Genomic DNA, 19154 nt, shown 5'->3' on the forward strand with positions numbered 1-19154 from the left:
CGGCCCCGCGCCGTTCGAGGCCGCTTCCCTCGTTCGTGTGGAGCCCTCCGGTCCACTGCTCCGGACGGGTGAGAAGCCGCCGGGCCGCCCCGGACGCGTCGATATGGTCGCGCGGTGACCTCAACCCCCACGGAACTGCGCCCCGCCGACCTCGGCACGCTGGTCGTGCTGCCCTGGAGCGGCGCGGCCCCCGACGGCACCGACATGCCCTACCTGCTGGCCTACTCCCTGGGGGACGCCGCGGGCGGCCCCCAGGTCACCGCCGCCGCGGTCGAGCAGCTGCTGGAGAGCAACGGGCTGCCGGTCGGCGGCGACCTGGTCGACGGCACCCACCGGCCGAGCCTCCCCATCAGCCTGCTGGTGGAGGCCGGGCAGGCCGTCGTCCGGATGCCGCGGCTGATCGCCCAGGCCCCCGCGCCGCCGGAGTGGCTCACCGCCGTCCGCGCCCGCGGCTTCGCCTACCTGGTCTTCACCACCCGCGCCTGGCCCGAGGGCGCGCCCGGCAGCATCGTGGAGCCGGCCGCGCTCGCCGCGTTCGCCGGCGCCCCGGAGACCCTGCACGCCGCCGCGCACGTCGTCCTGCCGGCCACCAGCCTGCGCGGCTGACGGCATGGCCGACGACCGGGGCCCTGGCATACGGCGGCGGTGCGGGCACCAGGCCGTCCCTCAGGCCCTACGCCAGGCCGTACATCAGGTCGTACGAACATGACCAGCCGACTATTACGGCAGCCGGGGGAATTGCGCGCCGACCCCCGTTCTCCGTCCCGGCCACGCCAGTTACGCGGTACGGACGCCGAACCCCCGTACCCGGAAAGGGCCGAACCCGATATGAAGCCGACCACCCGAGGAACCGTCGCCGCCGTGCTCACCGGCGTCGCGGCCACCGTGAGCGCGACCGCCCCCGCCGCCGCGGCCGGTGCGGTCCCGGTGCCCGTGCCGCTCCAGGGCGTCTCCCAGTCCCTCGGTACGCGGACGCCCGAGGCCACTCTGGAGGTGCCGCTGCTGACGCCGGGTGTGCCCGAGGGGCCGCGCTATGTCACCGGCCGGCTGCTCCCCGAGCCGATCCTGCCGCGGCTGCCGATCAGCGGGACGCTGCCCGGCGTCGACCTGCGGGCGCCGCTGCCCGGCGTCGACCTGCGGGCGCCGCTGCCGCGTCCGCTCGGCGACCGGCTCGGCCTCGACGCCCCCGCCGCCGATCTGCACACCGACGGGCCCGGCCTGAACCTGGGCGCCCCGCTGGGCGCGCCGGACCCGGACCGGTTCGGCCTGCCGGAGCTGCGCCTGCCCGAGGCGGGCCTCCTCGCCCCGGCCCTGCGCACCGTCGCCGGCGGCGAACTGGGCGCGGGCCCGGCCCGGTAACCCCAAGGGCTCCCTCACCAGCGCCGTTCGGCCGTACGCCCGGTGACCGGCCCCTTCCTCGTCCGTTAGCGGGTACGACAGCTGTCCCCGGACGAGGAGAGTGCGATGGTCGACGGCGACGACGCAGCGGCGGCGGGCGCAACAGAGCAGGTCAGAGCGGATGCGGCGGCCGGTCCAGGGCGGCGGCGGGTGATGCGGGGACTGCTGTCCTGCGTCGCCGCCGCCGCCCTCGCGCCGGTCGTCGCCGCGTCCCGGCCGGTGCCCCCGGCCGCCGGCGGTGACTCCTTCGACGAGACGTACCGGGGCCGGCGCATCCAGGGGGTCCGACTGGCGGACGCCGGACGGAGCACGGCCGACGACGCCTGGCGGATCACCGTCGACGGGCGCCCGCTGCATCTGATGCGGCGCGCCGACGGCACCTGGCTGAGCATGGTCGACCACTACACGTCGTACCGCACGCCCCGCGAGGCGGCGCGGGCCGCGGTGGACGAACTCGGCCCCGGCCAGCGGCTGAGCGTGCCGGCACCGGGCCCGCTGGACGGCGCCCTGCCCGACGGCGTCAAGGACATGCTGGGCCGCATGGGCATCACCGTGGACATGGGCGGCATGGGCGGCATGGACATGAGTGGCGCGGGCGGCATGGGGACGGGGGGCCGGCATGGCGTACGTGCGTAAGAACGTCAGCGCGCTCACCGCGAGCGAGCGGAAACGGTTCGTGGACGCCCTGCTGGAGATCAAGCGGCGCGGCGAGTACGACGAGTTCGTGCGCACCCACATCGCGTACTTCGCCGCCGACGGCGAGACCCAGCTGCGCGCCGCGCACATGGCGCCGTCCTTCCTGCCCTGGCACCGCCGGTTCGTGCTGGACCTGGAGAACGCGCTGCGCCGCGTCGACTCCTCGGTGACGGTGCCGTACTGGGACTGGACGCGGGACCGCACGGCGACCTCCGTGCCCTGGACCAAGGACCTGCTCGGCGGCAACGGCCGGCGCTCCGACCAGCAGGTGACGACCGGTCCGTTCGCCTACGCGACGGGCAACTGGACCATCACGGTGGGCGTCACCGACGGCCACTACCTCACCCGCGACCTCGGCCGCGCCGCCGCACCCATCCAACTGCCCACGCGGGACGACGTGAACTGGGCGCTGAACGACCCGGTCTACGACGTACGGCCCTGGGACTCCACCGTCACCCAGGGCTTCCGGAACAAGCTGGAGGGCTGGGGCACCGGCAGCGGCAGCGCCTCCTGGCACAACCACAACCGGGTGCACCGCTGGGTCGGCGGGGCGATGCTCGGCGCCGCGTCCGTCAACGACCCGGTGTTCTGGCTGCACCACGCCTACCTCGACATGCAGTGGGAACGCTGGCAGCGCGCGCACAGCAGCCACCGCTATCTGCCGGCCGAGCCGCCCGGCGCGGGGGACGCGCAGCACGGCCGGGTCGTCGCCCGGCACGAGAAGCTGCCGCCGTGGAACGTGACGCCGGACCAGCTGGAGGACATGAGCGGGGTCTACCGCTACGCGTGAGCCGGTGCCGGTGAGTCGGCGGGTTTGGATCGTTGGTGGACGCGAAGGGCCCCGGCGCTCGGAGGTGCCGGGGCCCTTCGCGATGTGCGCCTGAGCCTCAGTCGCCGTAGCTGCCGTGGCCCTGCGCGAGGGTGCCGCCCTGGTTGACGCAGGTGTTGCCGAAGGCCGGGTTCAGCAGGCCGATGACGTCCACGGTGTCGCCGCACACGTTCACCGGGATGTTGACCGGGACCTGGATCGCGTTGCCGGACAGCACGCCGGGCGAGCCGACGGCCGCACCCTGGGCGCCCGCGTCGGCCAGAGCCAGCCCGGCCCCACCGATCACCACGGCACCGGTGCCGAGGGCCACGGCGGCCGCCTTCGCGATGCGAGACATCACGTTCCTCCTGTCGCTCGGGAAAGGCGACGGCCGGTCCTGCCGTCGCACTTCACGTTCAACGCGGCCGTCCGACAGGGGTCACGGTGGTCAGCGGCGGATCACCCTTTCAACAGGGCTCAGGGCAGTCGTCGTACCGGAGAGCCCGCCAGGTACGCCTGGATGTCCTCCACCGCCTGGGTGAAGTACGTGCGGTAGTTGGCCGCGGAGACGTAGCCGAGGTGCGGGGTGGCGAGCAGGCGCGGGGCGGTGCGCATCGGGTGGCCGGCGGGCAGCGGCTCGATGTCGAAGACGTCGACGCCGGCGCCCGCGATCCGGCCCTCGTGCAGCGCGGCGAGCAGGGCGTCCTGGTCCACCACCGAGGCGCGGGAGGTGTTGATCAGGTACGCGCTCGGCTTCAGGAGGGCGAGTTCGGCGGCGCCGATCAGCCCGCGCGTGCGGTCGCCGCCGGGCACATGCACGGAGACGAAGTCGCTGCCGGCCAGCAACTCCTCCTTCGACGCGGCACGTTCGACCCCGTTCTCGGCCGCGCGCTCCTTGGTCAGCCGCGGGCTCCACGCGGCGACGCGCATGCCGAAGGCGAGCCCGACCCGCGCGACCTGGGCGCCGATCCGGCCGAGCCCGAGCACACCGAGCCGGGCGCCGTGCAGATCGGCGCCGACCGTGGACTGCCAGGGCCCGCCGGTGCGCAGCGCCGTGTTCTCCTCGACGATCCCGCGGGCGAGCCCGAGCAGCAGCGCCCAGGTCAGCTCCACCGGGGGAGTCCCGGAGCTCTGCGTCCCGCACACGGTGACGCCCCGCGCCTCGGCCGCGGCGTAGTCGATCACGGTGTTGCGCATCCCGGTCGCCACGATCAGCCGCAGCCGGGGCAGCCGGGCGAGCAACGAGCCGGGGAACGGGACGCGTTCGCGCAGGGTGACGACGATGTCGTACTCGGCGAGCGCTGCGGCGAGCGCGTCCTCGTCGGCCAGGTGCGTACGCAGCGATACGACCTCCACCGCGTCCCCGAGCACCGACCAGTCGGCCGACTCGGTGGCCACGCCCTGGTAGTCGTCCAGCACCGCACAGCGCAGTCGCACGCCGTTCTCCCCTCTCGAACCGAGCGCTCCGGGCATGCCGAGCGCTCCGGGCATCCCGAAGTATGGTCGGACCGGCAACCGCTAAGCCCCGGCCGCGAGCCGCTTCACGTACCGGTGCACGGGCACCGGCACCTGTCCCTGGTCGTGCGGGGCGTAGTCCTCGATCGGCCCCTCGTCGGTCCAGCCGTTGCGGTCGTAGAACCGCCGCGCGCGGGCGTTGCCCGGTACGACCGCCAGCCATGCCCGGCGGTGACCGGCGGCCGCCACCAGGCACTCCGCCTCACCCAGCAGCCGGGCCGCCACCCCGCTGCCTCTGTGCCGTTCGGAGACGTAAACCTGCTCGACCTCGTCCCCGACCACCATGACGAACCCGGCGACCTCGCCGTCGGCGACCGCGACCGTCGTATCGCACAGGCGGTGTGCGGCGCGTTCCGTGAAGGACTCGCGTGTCCGCACCGCGACCAGCGCCTCGGGAACGTTCCCCAGGTGCCCGTCGCACCAACCGCGGTACCAGATCTCCGCCACCGCCTCCGCGTCCTCGGGGCGGGCCGTACGCAATGCGACGTGCTGGGCGTCAACGGACATGGGCGCAGCCTAACAACGGCCCTGTACCGAGCGTTATTTCGGGGCGACGAGCATGTGCTCTGGGCCGAACGCCGCGCCGGTGTGCGTATACATGGTGGTCTCCCCGTCGGACCAGCGCACGACGAGGTCGTCGGGCCGGCCGTCGGCGTCGTAACTGCCGGCGGTCATGGCCGAGTCGTGGGACCAGACGCCGCCCGCGGCGGCCATCTTGACCTCCTTGCCCAGGCCCGCAGGCCCGGTCTCCTGGTACTGGGAGACCCCTCCGTCCGACCAGCGTACGAGGGTGTCCCACCGGTTTCCCCCGGTGAAGCCGCCCGCGGTGACCAGGGTGGCGTGCTTCCACAGGTCGCTGGGCTTCTGGAGCTGGTGTTCGGTGCCGAAGCCCTTGTCGCCGACCGCGGTGTAGTCGGTGAGTTCGCCGTCGCTCCAGCGCACCACGAGGTCGGACACGTATCCGGCGGTCCCGAAGCTGCCCCCGGCGATCTGGTCGGCGTTGGTCCAGACGGAACCGGGGTCCGCCAGCTTGATGCCGGCCGCGAGGCCCTTGGTGCCGACGTCGGGCAGGAGCCGCACCTCGCCGGACTTCCACACGGCCAGCAGGTCGGAGCCGGTGCCGCCGGAGAAGTCCCCGCCGGTCAGCGACTTGACGTCCTTCCACGTGCTGTCGGGCGCCGCCAGCCGGCGCTCGCCGGTGAAGCCGCCGGCGCCGTCGCCGGTGTAGAGGGTGACCTCACCGTCGGTCCAGACGACGATCAGGTCGCCCTTCCCGTCCCCGGTGTAGTCGCCCGAGGCCAGGAGTCTGGCGTGGGCCCAAGTGGCGCCGCTGCCCAGGGAGTAGGGCAGGGGCGGCTGGGTGTAGGGCGTGGTGCGGGGCTGGTAGGCGTCGGCCTTCGCCTCGTCGTACAGGCGGAAGAACCAGTCGCCGTGCATGGGGCTGTAGGTGAGCCAGTCGACGTCGGCGTCGTTGCCGCCTCCGTTGTAGCCGCCGACATTGCCGATGATGACGCCGGTGCCCTTCGACCAGTCGACCTCGGAGAACCAGGGACCGCCGGAGACGCCGCCCCACATGCCCCCGCATCTGGCCTGGATCTGGTAGAAGCCGGGCAGTGCCTCCGTCTGGGCCGGGCAGCGCACCGGGTGGTCCTCGGGATCGTGGCTGGACGGGTAGCCGACCATCGTGACCTTGTTGAGGTAACCGGGCGTGCGGCGCAGCGTGTTCGCGCCGACCACGTCCTGGGCCTGCCCGCCGTCCTGGGCCGGGGCGAGCCGGCCGAAGGAGAAGTCCAGGTCGGAGACCGGCTTCTTGGTGTTGTGCGCGTACCGGTTGTCCGTGTACCACCCGGTGACCCGGTAGAAGCCGAACGGCTGCTCGTCCAGCGGGCGTTCGGCGGTGTACATGGGCACGAAGACGGCATTGCCGCCGTCGCAGTGTCCGGCGGTCAGGACCAGGTTGTGCCCCGGACTGTCGACCACGCTCGCGGTGCACTTGTGGGCGCGCATCGTGTCGTCGGTCGGGTCCTCGGCGTAGCTGAAGATCGTGCCGACGGACTTCAGACCGGGGAAGTGCTCGGCCTGCGGCATGGCGGCCGCCACGCCGTTCGGCACCGCGCGGCGGGTCCGGGGGCTGCCGGTGCCGGGGGCTGTCGCCGTCGCCGTCGTGGACGCCGACGCGGGCTGGGCCGGGTCGGTGGCGGAGGCCATGCGCTCGGGGGTCCAGAACCGGGTGGCGGCGTCGTCCGTCCAGGTGCCGTCGCCGGGCGGGGTGGCGGCGGGCTTCCTGGCCGGTGCCGCGGGGCGGGGGGTGACGGAAGGCGCCGGTGCGGTGGCCGCGTGGGCGGACGGGGGCCTGGCGTCCTGCTCCTTGCCGTCCTGGGCGTGGGCGAGGCCCGCCGCTGCCGCCAGGAGCAGGGCGGTTCCGGCCGCGGGCACGGCGAGGCGGGATATTCGTCTGCGGGTGGTGTGCAAGGAACTCTCTCTGACGTGTGGAAGGGCTGTCCCGGAACGGGAGAAGCTCAGCCGGACGTGCGGGACCGGCGCCGGCGTACGGCGATCACGCCGCCCGCGACGAGGACGGCGGCCCCCGCCGACACGGCGCCGATGGCAGCCGGGGAAGGGCCGTGGGCGACGGGCTCGCCGGCCACCGTGACGTGCCGGGTGGTGGTCTGCTTCCCGTGGTGGCTTTTCACGGTCATGGGGTAGCGGCCGGGGGCCACATCGGGACGGACGCGACCCCGGCCCGCGTAGACCGTGCCGGGGTCGTCGCACTTGCAGCCGGGGTCGTCCGGGCTGCCGGTCCTGATGGTGACGGGGCCGGTGAAGACGGGTGAGGTGACGGTGAGGGAGGTCTCCTCCGGGTCGCCGCGGAGGTCGTTGAGGAGCACCTGGATGTCGCTGCCGGGGCGTACCCGCGCGGGCGTGGTGCCGCCGGGGAGCGCGCCGGCGGGGCCGATGACGAACCGGAAGACCTCCGCCGCGTCCTCGCCGATCACCTTCACGCGTGTGGTGGCGACGGTGCGGCCGTGACTGGTCGCCGTCACCGGATAGCTGCCGGCCCGCAGACCCTCCCGGATGCGCGGGCCGCCGTCGTCGGCCGGTTCCGTCGACTCCCGCGCCCCCTTCTTCGCGGGGACGAGCAGGGCGGGCTTCTGCAAGGCGGGGGAGGTGATCTCCACCCGGTCCCAGCCCGGAGGCATGCCCTCGATGCCGAACCAGAGCGACTCGCCGGGTGCGAGGAGCCGCTGGCCGGGGACGTAGTACTCCAGCCGCACGCCCGCCGTGCCCGGCCCCACCTCATCGGCCACCGCTCCCGCGGCCGCTCCCAGCACGGGCGCCGTGGCAAGACCGGCGACACCCAGCACCCGGACTGCGTTGCGGAACAACGATCCCCCTCCGATCAGCAACGGCCGGGCCGCTTCGACCACATCGTTCCGTCGACCGGGAAGAGGGGGTACGGGTGCCACCGGGTTGCTTCCCCGCCCACTCGACCGGCGCGGTACAGGCCCGTCACGCGGCCGGGGAATGCGGGTCGCCCTTCACCGACGGCGGCGCGCAGCGGGCCTTTTGCCGGGGAGGCCGGCACTGTGACCGGGGCGTCCGAGATCTCGATGGCGGCCATCCGCTGCCCGACGGCCAACGCTCATCGCCGAGCCCCGTCGGCGAGATCGCCAAGGACCCATGCCCGGACCGGAACGAAAAGCCCTCCCCTGAGGGAGGGCAACGGACGGCGCCCCCGGCAGGACTCGAACCTGCGGCCAAGCGCTTAGAAGGCGCCTGCTCTATCCGCTGAGCTACGGGGGCCTGGTGGCGCGTTCAAGGATAAAGCTCCCTGCTCGCCGACCCTGTCGCTTCGCCTCCGTGGCTCGATGTGGAGGTTCGGTGAAGCGGTCCTGATAATCGCAGGCAGGTACGAATCGTGCAGCGCTTTTGGCGTCCGACGCCGCCGGGTGTTGTGCACTCGTTATGCCTGGCCCGCGCCCATGTCCCAGTCGCCCCATCCGCCCTTTCTGTTCCGTCGGCGCGCAGACATGTCCATATGCTTCAGAATTCCCCTAAAATTGGGCATTCTTCACATGTGGTGACCTTGGACGTACGGCCTCAGCTGCTCGACACACTCTCCGCTCTGCGCGACCGTGTCGCCGCCGCACGCTTTCCGCTGCCCCTCGCCGGTGCCCCACGCGCGCGTGCCAACCGCGACGAACTCCTCGCCCAGCTGGACGACTACCTCATGCCCAGGCTACGGGCCCCCGAGGCGCCGCTGCTGGCCGTCGTCGGCGGGTCCACCGGCGCGGGGAAGTCGACCCTCGTCAACTCCCTCGTCGGGCGCCGGGTGAGCGAGGCGGGCGTGCTCAGGCCGACGACCCGCACACCGGTGCTGGTCTGCCATCCGGCGGATCACCACTGGTTCAGCGGCATGCGCGTCCTGCCCGACCTGGCGCGCGTCTGGATGCCGCACCACGCCTCCCGCGACGACGACCTGCTGCTCCCCGGCGAGCAACCCGGCGACCAGCCCGTGCGCGCCCTGCGCATCGAGACCGCCGACACCCTCCCGCGCGGCCTCGCCCTCCTCGACGCGCCCGACGTCGACTCCCTGGTCGCCGAGAACCGCGTCCTCGCCGCCGAACTGCTCTGCGCCGCCGACATCTGGGTCATGGTCACCAGCGCGGCCCGCTACGCCGACGCCGTCCCCTGGCACCTGCTGCGCACCGCCAAGGAGTACGACGCCACGCTCGTCACCGTCCTCGACCGCGTGCCCCACCAGGTCGTCTCCGAGGTCTCCCGGCAGTACGCCGCCCTGCTCACCAAGGCCGGCCTCGGCGACGTACCCCGCTTCACCGTGCCCGAGCTGCCCGAATCCGTCTGGAGCGCGGGCCTGCTGCCCGCCACCGCCGTCGCGGCCCTGCGCACCTGGCTCATCCAGCACGCCCAGGACCCCGGTGCCCGGCAGTACGCCATGGCCCGTACCGCCCACGGCCTCCTCGACTCGCTGCGCACCCGTATGCCCGAGCTGGCCGCCGCGGCCGCCGCCCAGTATGCGGCGGCGCTCCGGCTCACCACCGCCGTGGACGGCGCGTACGACAGGGAGCACGCGCGGCTGCGCCACCGTCTCCAGTCCGGTGCCGTACTCGCCGGGGGCGCCCTCAAGCGCTGGCGCGCCTTCCCGCTGGACTGCACCGCCGGTGAACTGCTCGACGCGCTCGTGGAGAGCCTCGGCGCGCTGCTGCTGTGCGCCGTCACCGCCGCCGACGAGCGGGTGGCCGAGGCCTGGCGCCGCGAACCCGCCGCACAGGCTCCGGGCCTCGCCGGGTGCGATCCCTCGCCGGAGAGCACGGAGCACCGTATCGGCCTCGCGGTCCGGCGCTGGCGGCGCGAGCTGGAGGAGTACGCCGAGGACGAGGTGCGGGAGCTGGACCGCAGTGTCGCACCCGACTCCGAGGCCGTGGCCGCCCTCGTCGCCACCGCCCTGCTGGGCGGCCGCCGGGCGCGCCACGCCGGCGAACGGCTCGCCGACCGGGTCGGTGCCCATGGCGCGCTGCGCCTGCGCGACCGTGCCGAACGGCTGCTCACCGAGCACGTGGACCGCGTCGTCCACCGCGAGCGCGAGCGCCGGCTCGCCCCGCTCGACGCCCTCGACATCCATCCCGAGCCCCAGGCCGAGCTCATCGCCGCCCTGTCCGTACTGCAGAAGGAGAGGTGACCGGTGGCCGCCGTCACTGACCAGGAGCACATGGACCACACCGATCGCGTCGAGGCCACGCCCATGGATCACGTCGAGAGCATCGATCCCGTGGATCACGGCGACAACGGCGACAACGGCGACCACGGTGACCACGCCGGTCGCAGCGGACACAGCGGCCGCAGTAGCCATGGCGGTGACAGCGGCCGCACGCGGGCGGACGCGCAGACCATCGACATCGTCAAGCAGGGGGAGAGGTCCCAGGTGGCCCAAGGAGTGAGAGAAGCCCAGGGGGGCCAGGGGGCGGAGGACGACGGGGGGGACGGAGACGGTACGACGGTCACCCCGGCCCCCGCCGCGGGGGACCGGGGCGAGGAGGGCGCGCCGATGCCGGGTGCGGGCGGGGTCGTAGCGGAGGACGGGGTACGGGAAGGCGGTGGCGACGGGCGGAAGGCCGTTCTGGGTCCGGCGGGAGAGCGGAAGGCCGCTCCGGGTCCGGCGAGAGAAGAGGGAAGCGGGGACGGCGAGCCCGGCGGCCCGGCGCGCGTCCCCCGAGCCAACCGCGCCCCCCGCACCTCCCGCGCCGAGCGCCCCCCGGCCCCCGCGCCGGCGGCCCCCGCGCCCGCCACTCCCGCGGCCCCCGCATCCGCCACTCCCGCCGCCCCCTCCGCGGCCCCCGAGCCCTCCCGCTCGGCCCGCTCCTCCGAGTCCGCCGACTCCTCCGGCGCCTGGGACGACGGCCTCATCGCCCGCCGCATCGCCGACGCCGCCGCGCTCGCCGCCCCCCTGGAGCCGGTCCCGGCCCGCGGCGGGGCCCGTACGATCGTCCCGCTCGCCTACGAAGGCCCCCTGCGCGCCCGCCTGGACGCCCTGCGGGAACTCGTCGGGCTCTCCCGGACGCGGCTGGACGGCCAGACCCTCGCCGAGGCGAGCCGGGTCCTGGACGAGGCCGCGGACCGGCGCAAGCTGTCCGGACGGCACACCGTCGTCGCGATCGCGGGCGCCACCGGCAGCGGCAAGTCGCAGTTGTTCAATTCACTCGCCGGAGTGGCCATCTCGGAGACGGGGGTACGGCGCCCGACCACCTCCTCGCCGATCGCGTGCAGTTGGAGCGACGGCGCCGCGGGCCTCATCGACCGGCTCGGCATTCCGGGCCGGCTGCGCCGCCGTCCGCTGCACCACCCGGAGTCGGAGGAGCAGTTGCGCGGGCTGGTCCTGATCGACCTGCCCGACCACGACTCCGCCGCCGTGCAGCACCGTGAACAGGTCGACCGGATCCTGAAGCTGGTGGACGCGGTGATCTGGGTGGTCGACCCGGAGAAGTACGCCGACGCCGTGCTGCACGAGCGCTATCTGCGGCCCATGGCCGGGCACGCCGAGGTCATGTTCATCGTCCTGAACCAGGTCGACCGGCTGCCCGGCGAGGCCGCCGACCAGGTCCTGGACGATCTGCGGCGGCTGCTGGACGAGGACGGCGTGGCGCTCGGCGAGCACGGGGAGCCCGGCGCCACCGTGCTCGCGCTGTCCGCGCTCACCGGCGAGGGCATCGGCGATCTGCGCGAGGCGCTCGGCGAGTTCGTGGCCGAGCGGGGCGCGGCGGCCCGCCGGGTCGCCGCCGACGTGGACGCGGCCGCGGCCGGACTGCGGCCCGTCTACGCCGCCGGACGCCGGGTCGGGCTCAGCGAGGAGGCGCGCGAGGAGTTCGCCGCGCGGCTGGCGGACGCGGTGGGCGCCACCGCGGCGGGCGAGGCCGCCGAACGCGCCTGGCTGCGCAACGCCAACCGGGCCTGCGGCACCCCCTGGCTGCGGCTGTGGCGCTGGTACCAGAGGCGCGGTACGGCACCGACCGGCCGCCACCAGGTGAACGCCCAGCCGGACGAGGAGGCGACGGCGCGACAGCGCGTGGAACAGGCGGTCCGTACGGTGGCCGACCGGGCCTCGGCCGGGCTGCCGGTGCCGTGGGCGCAGGCGGTGCGCGAGGCCGCCGTACGCGGTGCGCAGGGGCTGCCGGAGGCGCTGGACGAGCTGGCTGAGCGGGCCGGCGGACCTTCCGGGCGCCCGCCGCGGCCGGGCTGGTGGCCGGTGGCGGTGCTCGTCCAGGCGGCGATGACGCTGCTCCAGATCGCGGGCGGGCTGTGGCTGGCCGGGCAGATCGCCGGGGTGATGGCGCCCGATCTGGGGGTTCCGGTGCTGCTGATGGTGTGCGGGATCGTCGGCGGGCCGCTGGTGGAGTGGGGCTGCCGGATGGCCGCGCGGGGACCGGCCAGGCGCTACGGCCAGGACGCGGAACGGCGCCTGCGCGAGTCCGCCGCGAGCTGCGGCAGGGCGCGGGTGCTGGACCCCGTGGCGTCGGAGTTGCTGCGGTACGGGGAGGTGCGGGAGCAGTACGGGAGAGTGGTGCGGCCGGAGGCCGGGATGGAGGAGTCGGGGGTGTACCGGGTGAGTTGACGGGGTGCCGGGTGGGGCGGGGGCCGTACGCCGTGGGCGGGCGCTGTACGCCCTGGCAGGTTCCGACGCCGGCCGGTGCCGAACGCCGTGGGCCAGTGCCGTAGGCCGGTGCCGGACGCCTTGGATCGGTGCCGTGGGCCGGAGTGGATCGCCGGTGGTGCTCACTCGTGTGGGTGGCGGAGTTTTCCACAGGCGCGGGGGCCGTCCACAGCGCTCAGCGGGACCCGGCCGGCGCAGGCACTCTGAGGCCGTGGCAGACGCCGCCGTACGGGACGGACCCGTACGTCCGCCCGCCCGGCCGAGCGCGCCGGGCTGGGGAGGGGAGCGAGACGATGAACGAGACCGTGGTGTGTGTGGTGGGCAACGTGGCGACCGCGCCGGTGTACCGGGAGCTGGCGGCGGGGCCGTCGCTGCGGTTCCGGCTCGCGGCCACCGCGCGCTACTGGGACCGGGAGAAGAGCGCCTGGACGGACGGGCACACCAACTTCTTCACGGTGTGGGCCAACCGCCAGCTCGCCGCCAACGCGATGGCGTCGGTGGAGGTGGGGCAGCCGCTGGTCGTGCAGGGCCGGCTGAAGGTGCGGACGGACGGGCGCGAGGGACAGCAGCAGTGGGCGTCCGCGGACATCGACGCCACGGCCATCGGCCATGACCTCTCCCGCGGTACGGCGGTCTTCCGCCGCGCGGCCAAACCCGAGCCCCCCGCCGCGGCGAACCGGGCCGAGCCCGACTGGGCCACCCCGCGTCCACCGGACACCGGTGAGAGCACCGACGACCAACAGGCCGCGGAACCAGTCACAGTGACGTGAAGTCAGCCGTTCCCACGGGTTGATTTATCGATAAGTGCTGCTCAAAGGCGGTCCGGCGATAACGATTCCGGATCGGAAACGCCATCGGATCATCCGACCGGCCAGGGAGGCAGGGCCCGAGTCCATAGGATGCCGGGCGTGCCCCTCGGGGCCGCCGATTCTGCTGGTGGGACCCGTCCCCCACATCCAACGGGTCCTGCTCGAAGGGGAATTCTGTGCTTGCTGCGCTCTCTGGGTTCTGCCGGTCCACCGCCGTGTCCCGCCTGGCCGCCACCGCCGCGGTGTCCGGGCTCGTCGCGGCCGGTGTGCTGTCCGGCGCGGGTACGGCCGCGGCCGATGTGGCGCCGCAGACCGAGGGCGGTGCGAGCGCCACCCTGGACGGCCTGAAGACCTTCGGCGAGGCCGTGGTCCATGGGACCGGCGGTGACCAGCGCGTGTCGGCAGGGCTGTTCGAGATGTCGGTGGACGGCGGCGGCACCCTCCAGACCTACGGCGTCGACCTGCACAGTCCGGTGCAGCGCGACGCCCGCTACCAGGAGACGTCCTGGAGCGGCACCTCGCTGGGCACCAACCGGGACGCGGGGAAGATCCACTGGATCGTCCAGCACTCCTACCCCCAGGTCAACGACCTCGCCGCGCTCGCCCACCAGGCCGGCGTGCGGACCCTCACCGAGCAGGACGCGGCGGCCGGCACCCAGGTGGCCATCTGGCGCTACTCCGAGCACGCCAGGATCGACGCCGTGGCGCCGGAGGCCGAGAAGCTCGCCGACTACCTCCAGCGCAGCGCCCGCGGCAGCGCCGAGCCGGGCGCCTCGCTGACCCTGGACCCGCCCGCGGTCTCCGGCCGCCCCGGCAGCGTGGTCGGCCCGGTGACCGTGCACACCAACGCGGGCCCGGTCGCGGTGATACCGCCCGCGGACGCGGCCACCAGCGGGGTGCGGATCACCGACAAGACCGGCAAGGCGCTCACCACGGCGACGGACGGCAGCCGGCTCTACTTCCGGATCCCGCGGGACGCGGCGGCCGGCTCCGCCCAGCTGAGCGTGCAGGCGTCGACGACCGTCCCGGTGGGCCGCGCCCTCTCCTCCGACAGCCGCGGCCAGACCCAGATCCTGGCCGGCTCCAGCGAGTCCGCGGTCTCCGCGAGCGCGACGGCCGACTGGGCCGTGCACGGCGCGATACCGGCGGTGTCGGCCCGCAAGGACTGCGCCAAGGGCACCGTGGACATCACGGCCTCCGACACGGGCGACCAGCCCTTCACCTTCAGCCTGATGGGCACCGGGCACACCGTCCCGGCCGGCGCCACGCGCACCATCCCCGTCCCCCTCCAGGAGGACCAGGGCTACGACTTCACGATCACCGGCCCGAACGGCTTCACCCGCCGCTTCACCGGCGTCCTGGACTGCAAGATCCAGGGCACGATCGCCGCCAAGACCGCCGTGCAGACCGTCGGCGAGCCGACCCCCCTCACCACGCCCACCCCCGACGGCACCGACCTCGCCGCCACCGGCGGCTCCGCCCTCACCCCCCTGATAGCCGGCGCCGCGATCGGCCTGGTCGTCATCGGTGGCGCGGTGCTGGTCGTGCTGCGCAAGCGGGAACAGCCCGGCGAGTGACCCCGGCGCGCGGCGGACGGGTCAGCGGTCCGCCCGCCGGGCGCCCGGTGCCACCCCTCTGACCAGTACGCAGACGAGGACGGTGGCGGCCAGGCTCCCGAGCGTGACCATGGCCACCCCGATCACGAAGAGACCGGTGGAGTCGTCGGACCAGTCCCACCAGGCGGCGCTGGCCAGCCCGGCCGTCGTCCCGGCCACCGGTCCCACGACCTGCCGCCGCGAGGCCGCCCAGCAGACCGCCACCAGCAGCGTCAGCACCAGCCCGGCCACCTGCCACACGGCGTACGGCCCGCTCTCCGTACCGTCGGCCCGCACGTCCTTGTGCTGATCCCACCCCAGCCACCCGGCCCACAGCCCCGCCGCGACGACGCCCATCCCGAGCACCCGTACCGACTGCCCGGCCGCCTTCTTCCACAGTCCTTGACGCATCCCCCGAGCGTGACCCGGCCCACCCGGCCTCACCCAGAGCACGCGTACTCACCCCGCCCCGTACTTCTACTCACCCGCCCCCTGAGGAGCCCCCGGTCGCAGCCCCCCGAGCGAATGGTCCGCGGCCGGTCGGACCGGTCAGAGGAGGACCACCCGCGTCGGCCGCGAGAACCGGGTAGATGGCCCGCAGATCATCAGCCGGTTTCGCCATGTCGCCACTCCTGCCCGCAGCCAGAGCGTGGGGTCGGTGCCCCGCCCCACCTCAGGCCGGCACCATCCACGCGGATCGGCTGCGCGAGGCCCCACCGGTCCGGCCGAGCGATCGCGGGCCGTCCGCCGACGGGCCGCACCGCCCGCGAACCCCCAGGTCACAGCCCCCCACCCCGATGGGTTTCCGCCCAGGGGTGGCCGTACGGCAAGATGGGGTGTATCTGCCCACTGCCAGATTTCAAGTTGCCGGACGGTTTCTCTTGGCTGAGTTCATTTACACCATGCGCAAGGCGCGCAAAGCGCACGGCGACAAGGTGATCCTCGACGACGTCACCCTGAACTTCCTGCCGGGTGCCAAGATCGGCGTCGTCGGTCCGAACGGTGCCGGTAAGTCGACCGTGCTGAAGATCATGGCTGGGCTGGAGCAGCCGTCCAACGGCGACGCGTTCCTGTCGCCCGGCTACACCGTCGGCATCCTCCTCCAGGAGCCCCCGCTCGACGAGGACAAGACGGTCCTGGAGAACGTCCAGGACGGCGTCGCCGAGGTCAAGGGCAAGCTCGACCGGTTCAACGAGATCGCCGAGCAGATGGCGACCGACTACTCGGACGCGCTGCTGGAGGAGATGGGCAAGCTCCAGGAGGAGCTGGACCACGCCAACGCCTGGGACCTCGACGCCCAGCTGGAGCAGGCCATGGACGCGCTCGGCTGCCCTCCGGGCGACTGGCCGGTCGTCAACCTCTCCGGTGGTGAGAAGCGCCGCGTCGCGCTCTGCAAGCTCCTCCTGGAACAGCCCGACCTGCTGCTCCTCGACGAGCCCACCAACCACCTCGACGCCGAGTCGGTGAACTGGCTGGAGCAGCACCTGGCCAAGTACCCCGGCACCGTCGTGGCCGTCACCCACGACCGGTACTTCCTGGACAACGTCGCCGGCTGGATCTGCGAGGTCGACCGCGGCCGCCTGCACGGCTACGAGGGCAACTACTCCAAGTACCTGGAGACCAAGGCCGCCCGCCTCAAGGTCGAGGGCCAGAAGGACGCCAAGCGGCAGAAGCGCCTCAAGGACGAGCTGGAGTGGGTCCGCTCCAACGCCAAGGGCCGCCAGGCCAAGTCCAAGGCGCGCCTCGCCCGGTACGAGGAGATGGCCGCCGAGGCCGACAAGATGCGGAAGCTGGACTTCGAGGAGATCCAGATCCCGCCGGGCCCGCGCCTGGGCAACGTCGTGGTCGAGGTCGACAAGCTCAACAAGGCCTTCGGCGACAAGGTCCTGGTGGAGGACCTGTCCTTCACGCTGCCGCGCAACGGCATCGTCGGCGTCATCGGCCCGAACGGCGCCGGCAAGACCACGCTGTTCAAGATGATCCAGGGTCTGGAGACCCCCGACTCCGGCACCATCAAGGTCGGCGAGACCGTCAAGGTCTCCTACGTCGACCAGGGCCGCGCCAACATCGACCCGAAGAAGACGCTGTGGGAGGTCGTCTCCGACGGGCTCGACTACATCAACGTCGGCCAGGTCGAGATGCCCAGCCGCGCCTACGTCTCCGCCTTCGGCTTCAAGGGCCCCGACCAGCAGAAGCCGGCCGGCGTCCTGTCCGGCGGTGAGCGCAACCGGCTCAACCTGGCGCTCACCCTGAAGCAGGGCGGCAACCTGCTGCTCCTCGACGAGCCCACCAACGACCTCGACGTCGAGACCCTCTCCAGCCTGGAGAACGCGCTCCTGGAGTTCCCCGGCTGCGCCGTCGTCGTCTCCCACGACCGCTGGTTCCTCGACCGGGTCGCCACCCACATCCTCGCCTACGAGGGCGACTCCAAGTGGTTCTGGTTCGAGGGCAACTTCGAGTCGTACGAGAAGAACAAGGTCGAGCGCCTCGGCGCGGACGCCGCCCGTCCGCACCGGGCGACCTACAAGAAGCTGACGCGGGGCTGATCTGTCTTGCGCCACATCTACGCGTGCCCGCTGCGCTGGTCCGACATGGACGCCTACGGCCATGTCAACAACGCGGTCTTCATCCGCTACCTGGAAGAGGCCCGGATCAACTTCCTGTTCCGACCGGACAAGGAGTTCCAGCAGGGCTCCGTGGTGGCGCGCCACGAGATCGACTACAAGCGCCAGCTCGTCCACCGGCACCACCCGGTGGACATCGAGCTGTGGGTCACCGAGATCCGGGCCGCGTCCTTCACCATCGCCTACGAGGTGAAGGACGCGGACGCGGTGTACGTGCGGGCCACGACCGTCGTCGTACCGTTCGACTTCGAGGCGCAGCGGCCGCGCCGGATCACCGCGCAGGAGCGGGAGTTCCTCGGGCAGTACCTGGAGCAGACCGGAGCCGAAGAGGGCGAGGCCGTCGCCGCATGACGGTGCTGCACCTCGTGGACGAGACGGAGGCGGCGGACCTCGCCGCCTTCCTCGCCCGGCTGCTCCACTACGACCGCGGTGCCGCGGTGCGCCTCCAGGCGGCCGGCACCGCGCTCGCCGTCTTCGGCCGGCCGCCGTCCTTCGAGGTGCTCGCGGTGCGCGCGGTACGGCTCGCCAAGCCGTACGAGAACGGCCTTGCCGTCACCCTCGACGCCACCGTCTCCGCGGGCGAGCTGCTGGAGTCGGTGGACGAGCGGGCCGCCACCGCGGCCGTGCCGGGCACGGTCACCGGGCCGCCCTGGGCCGGTGTGCTGCCGCCGCGCGGCGGCTGGCGCCCCGAGCCGGGGTTGCCGGCGCCGGACGCGCTGCGGGCGACCGTCGCCGCGGCGGTCGGCGAATTCCGGTCGCGTACCGAGGAGTTGCCGCCCGAGGGGCGTACCCGCGCGGAGCTGGACCGGATCGGGCGGGAGATCTGGTCCCGCGAGATCGGGCACACCCGCCTGCCCGTGCGGGCCGTGCACGCGGCGCAGTCCCTGGGCTTCCTGCGGCCGGGCACTCGGGCGGCCGACACCGGGCTGCTGTCCTCCGGCGCGTGGCTGCGGCTGCGCACGCCGTACGGCTCGATCGCGGTACGGCGGGCGGGGACGCCCGGCTCCCTCGGGGCGCTCGGCGTCAGCGTGGGCGGCTGAGCCGACGGCCGCCCGAGGGCGGGCTCAGTCCGGGGTGTTGACCATCGACGCGGCGGCGTACGTCAGGTAGTTCCACAGCGTCCGCTCGTGCTCCTCGGACAGGCCCAGGTCGTCCACGGCCGCCCGCATGTGCCGCAGCCAGGCGTCGTGCGCCGCCCGGTCCACCGCGAAGGGGGCGTGCCGCATCCGCAGTCGGGGGTGGCCGCGGCGCTCGCTGTAGGTGGTGGGGCCGCCCCAGTACTGCATCAGGAAAAGCGTCAGGCGCTCCTCCGCCGGGCCCAGGTCCTCCTCCGGGTACATCGCCCGCAGCTCGGGGTCCCCGGCTACCCCCTCGTAGAAGCGGTGGACGAGCCGGCGGAAGGTGTCCTCCCCGCCGACCTGCTCGTAGAAGGTCTGCTCCTGAAGCGTGCCGCGCCGAATCTCATTCACCCGTCCATGGTCTCAGACCGGGCGGCCCAGGTCTCCAGGCCTAGGACCGTCCCCGCCGGTGCTTACCGTGGAG

The 19154-nt window shown here is 73.4% G+C and carries 17 protein-coding genes, 1 tRNA gene and 1 pseudogene; 11 read left to right on the forward strand and 8 right to left on the reverse strand.

Annotated elements, in window-relative coordinates; all coding sequences use genetic code 11:
• Window positions 1–114: 114 nt before the first annotated feature.
• The 4 genes and pseudogenes from ACE4Q9_RS21685 (at window position 115) to ACE4Q9_RS21700 (ending at window position 2884) form a co-directional block, all read left to right on the forward strand.
• Window positions 115–606 (forward strand): DUF5949 family protein, encoded by a 492-nt coding sequence (locus ACE4Q9_RS21685; protein WP_397985882.1) that lies wholly within the window; start codon window positions 115–117, stop codon window positions 604–606.
• Window positions 607–828: 222 nt separating this feature from the next.
• Window positions 829–1359 carry a hypothetical protein gene (locus tag ACE4Q9_RS21690; protein ID WP_397985883.1) on the forward strand — a complete coding sequence of 177 codons (531 nt, stop codon included), beginning with the start codon at window positions 829–831 and terminating at the stop codon, window positions 1357–1359.
• A 105-nt stretch (window positions 1360–1464) separates the two neighbouring features.
• Window positions 1465–1872: pseudogene (locus ACE4Q9_RS21695) on the forward strand (tyrosinase cofactor); the annotation flags it as partial.
• Between the two features lie 145 nt (window positions 1873–2017).
• Entirely contained in the window at window positions 2018–2884 is an 867-nt protein-coding gene (locus tag ACE4Q9_RS21700) for a tyrosinase family protein (protein ID WP_397985884.1), read from the forward strand.
• Between the two features lie 97 nt (window positions 2885–2981).
• On the opposite strand, the gene ACE4Q9_RS21705 is transcribed toward ACE4Q9_RS21700, so the two are convergent.
• The 6 genes from ACE4Q9_RS21705 to ACE4Q9_RS21730 form a co-directional block, all read right to left on the reverse strand.
• Entirely contained in the window at window positions 2982–3260 is a 279-nt protein-coding gene (locus ACE4Q9_RS21705) for a chaplin (RefSeq protein ID WP_397985885.1), read from the reverse strand.
• Window positions 3261–3379: 119 nt separating this feature from the next.
• Window positions 3380–4339: a D-2-hydroxyacid dehydrogenase family protein gene (locus ACE4Q9_RS21710; protein ID WP_397987293.1), complete on the reverse strand. Its 960-nt coding sequence runs from the start codon at window positions 4337–4339 to the stop codon at window positions 3380–3382.
• 81 nt (window positions 4340–4420) lie between these two features.
• Window positions 4421–4924, reverse strand: a complete 504-nt coding sequence (locus ACE4Q9_RS21715) for a GNAT family N-acetyltransferase (protein WP_397985886.1) — start codon at window positions 4922–4924, stop codon at window positions 4421–4423.
• Window positions 4925–4957: 33 nt separating this feature from the next.
• Window positions 4958–6889, reverse strand: coding sequence for a trypsin-like serine peptidase (locus ACE4Q9_RS21720; protein WP_397985887.1), 1932 nt, complete (start codon window positions 6887–6889; stop codon window positions 4958–4960).
• A gap of 47 nt (window positions 6890–6936) precedes the next feature.
• On the reverse strand, window positions 6937–7803 hold the full coding sequence (locus tag ACE4Q9_RS21725) for a hypothetical protein (RefSeq protein WP_397985888.1): 867 nt from the start codon (window positions 7801–7803) through the stop codon (window positions 6937–6939).
• Window positions 7804–8148: 345 nt separating this feature from the next.
• Window positions 8149–8221: transfer RNA gene (locus ACE4Q9_RS21730), tRNA-Arg, on the reverse strand.
• A gap of 274 nt (window positions 8222–8495) precedes the next feature.
• Between ACE4Q9_RS21730 and ACE4Q9_RS21735 the strand changes: the two genes are divergently transcribed.
• The 4 genes from ACE4Q9_RS21735 (at window position 8496) to ACE4Q9_RS21750 (ending at window position 14970) form a co-directional block, all read left to right on the forward strand.
• Window positions 8496–10118: a dynamin family protein gene (locus ACE4Q9_RS21735; protein WP_397985889.1), complete on the forward strand. Its 1623-nt coding sequence runs from the start codon at window positions 8496–8498 to the stop codon at window positions 10116–10118.
• Between the two features lie 3 nt (window positions 10119–10121).
• The gene (locus ACE4Q9_RS21740; RefSeq protein WP_397985890.1) at window positions 10122–12545 is read left to right on the forward strand and encodes a YfjP family GTPase; all 2424 of its coding nucleotides are present in this window, start codon (window positions 10122–10124) and stop codon (window positions 12543–12545) included.
• A gap of 332 nt (window positions 12546–12877) precedes the next feature.
• Entirely contained in the window at window positions 12878–13354 is a 477-nt protein-coding gene (locus tag ACE4Q9_RS21745) for a single-stranded DNA-binding protein (RefSeq protein ID WP_397985891.1), read from the forward strand.
• 215 nt (window positions 13355–13569) lie between these two features.
• Window positions 13570–14970, forward strand: coding sequence for a TQXA domain-containing protein (locus ACE4Q9_RS21750; RefSeq protein ID WP_397985892.1), 1401 nt, complete (start codon window positions 13570–13572; stop codon window positions 14968–14970).
• A 21-nt stretch (window positions 14971–14991) separates the two neighbouring features.
• On the opposite strand, the gene ACE4Q9_RS21755 is transcribed toward ACE4Q9_RS21750, so the two are convergent.
• Entirely contained in the window at window positions 14992–15399 is a 408-nt protein-coding gene (locus ACE4Q9_RS21755; RefSeq protein WP_397985893.1) for a hypothetical protein, read from the reverse strand.
• A 470-nt stretch (window positions 15400–15869) separates the two neighbouring features.
• On the opposite strand from ACE4Q9_RS21755, the gene ettA reads away from it, so the two are divergent.
• Genes ettA through ACE4Q9_RS21770 form a run of 3 tightly spaced genes read left to right on the forward strand, consistent with a single transcriptional unit; the run spans window position 15870 to window position 18652 of the window.
• Complete coding sequence (gene ettA, locus ACE4Q9_RS21760; protein ID WP_397985894.1) at window positions 15870–17534, forward strand: energy-dependent translational throttle protein EttA; 1665 nt, start codon at window positions 15870–15872, stop codon at window positions 17532–17534.
• Between the two features lie 6 nt (window positions 17535–17540).
• Window positions 17541–17963, forward strand: coding sequence for an acyl-CoA thioesterase (locus tag ACE4Q9_RS21765; protein ID WP_397985895.1), 423 nt, complete (start codon window positions 17541–17543; stop codon window positions 17961–17963).
• The gene (locus ACE4Q9_RS21770) at window positions 17960–18652 is read left to right on the forward strand and encodes a hypothetical protein (protein ID WP_397985896.1); all 693 of its coding nucleotides are present in this window, start codon (window positions 17960–17962) and stop codon (window positions 18650–18652) included. The genes ACE4Q9_RS21765 and ACE4Q9_RS21770 overlap by 4 nt, the downstream gene beginning before the upstream one ends.
• A gap of 24 nt (window positions 18653–18676) precedes the next feature.
• Here ACE4Q9_RS21770 and ACE4Q9_RS21775 read toward each other — a convergent pair whose 3' ends face one another.
• A complete protein-coding gene (locus ACE4Q9_RS21775; protein WP_397985897.1) occupies window positions 18677–19081 on the reverse strand; it encodes a globin in 405 nt (134 codons plus the stop codon).
• Between the last annotated feature and the right edge of the window lie 73 nt (window positions 19082–19154).

Source organism: Streptomyces sp. AM6-12 (genome assembly GCF_044327085.1).
Lineage (GTDB): Bacteria > Actinomycetota > Actinomycetes > Streptomycetales > Streptomycetaceae > Streptomyces.

Excerpts from the sequence above, each read along its gene's own strand:
- ACE4Q9_RS21690 (WP_397985883.1), top strand. The coding sequence starts at position 829 with ATGAAGCCGACCACCCGAGGAACCGTCGCCGCCGTGCTCACCGGCGTC.
- ACE4Q9_RS21715 (WP_397985886.1), bottom strand. The coding sequence starts at position 4,924 with ATGTCCGTTGACGCCCAGCACGTCGCATTGCGTACGGCCCGCCCCGAG.
- ACE4Q9_RS21700 (WP_397985884.1), top strand. The coding sequence starts at position 2,018 with ATGGCGTACGTGCGTAAGAACGTCAGCGCGCTCACCGCGAGCGAGCGG.
- ACE4Q9_RS21745 (WP_397985891.1), top strand. The coding sequence starts at position 12,878 with ATGAACGAGACCGTGGTGTGTGTGGTGGGCAACGTGGCGACCGCGCCG.
- ACE4Q9_RS21770 (WP_397985896.1), top strand. The coding sequence starts at position 17,960 with ATGACGGTGCTGCACCTCGTGGACGAGACGGAGGCGGCGGACCTCGCC.
- ACE4Q9_RS21705 (WP_397985885.1), bottom strand. The coding sequence starts at position 3,260 with ATGTCTCGCATCGCGAAGGCGGCCGCCGTGGCCCTCGGCACCGGTGCC.
- ACE4Q9_RS21755 (WP_397985893.1), bottom strand. The coding sequence starts at position 15,399 with ATGCGTCAAGGACTGTGGAAGAAGGCGGCCGGGCAGTCGGTACGGGTG.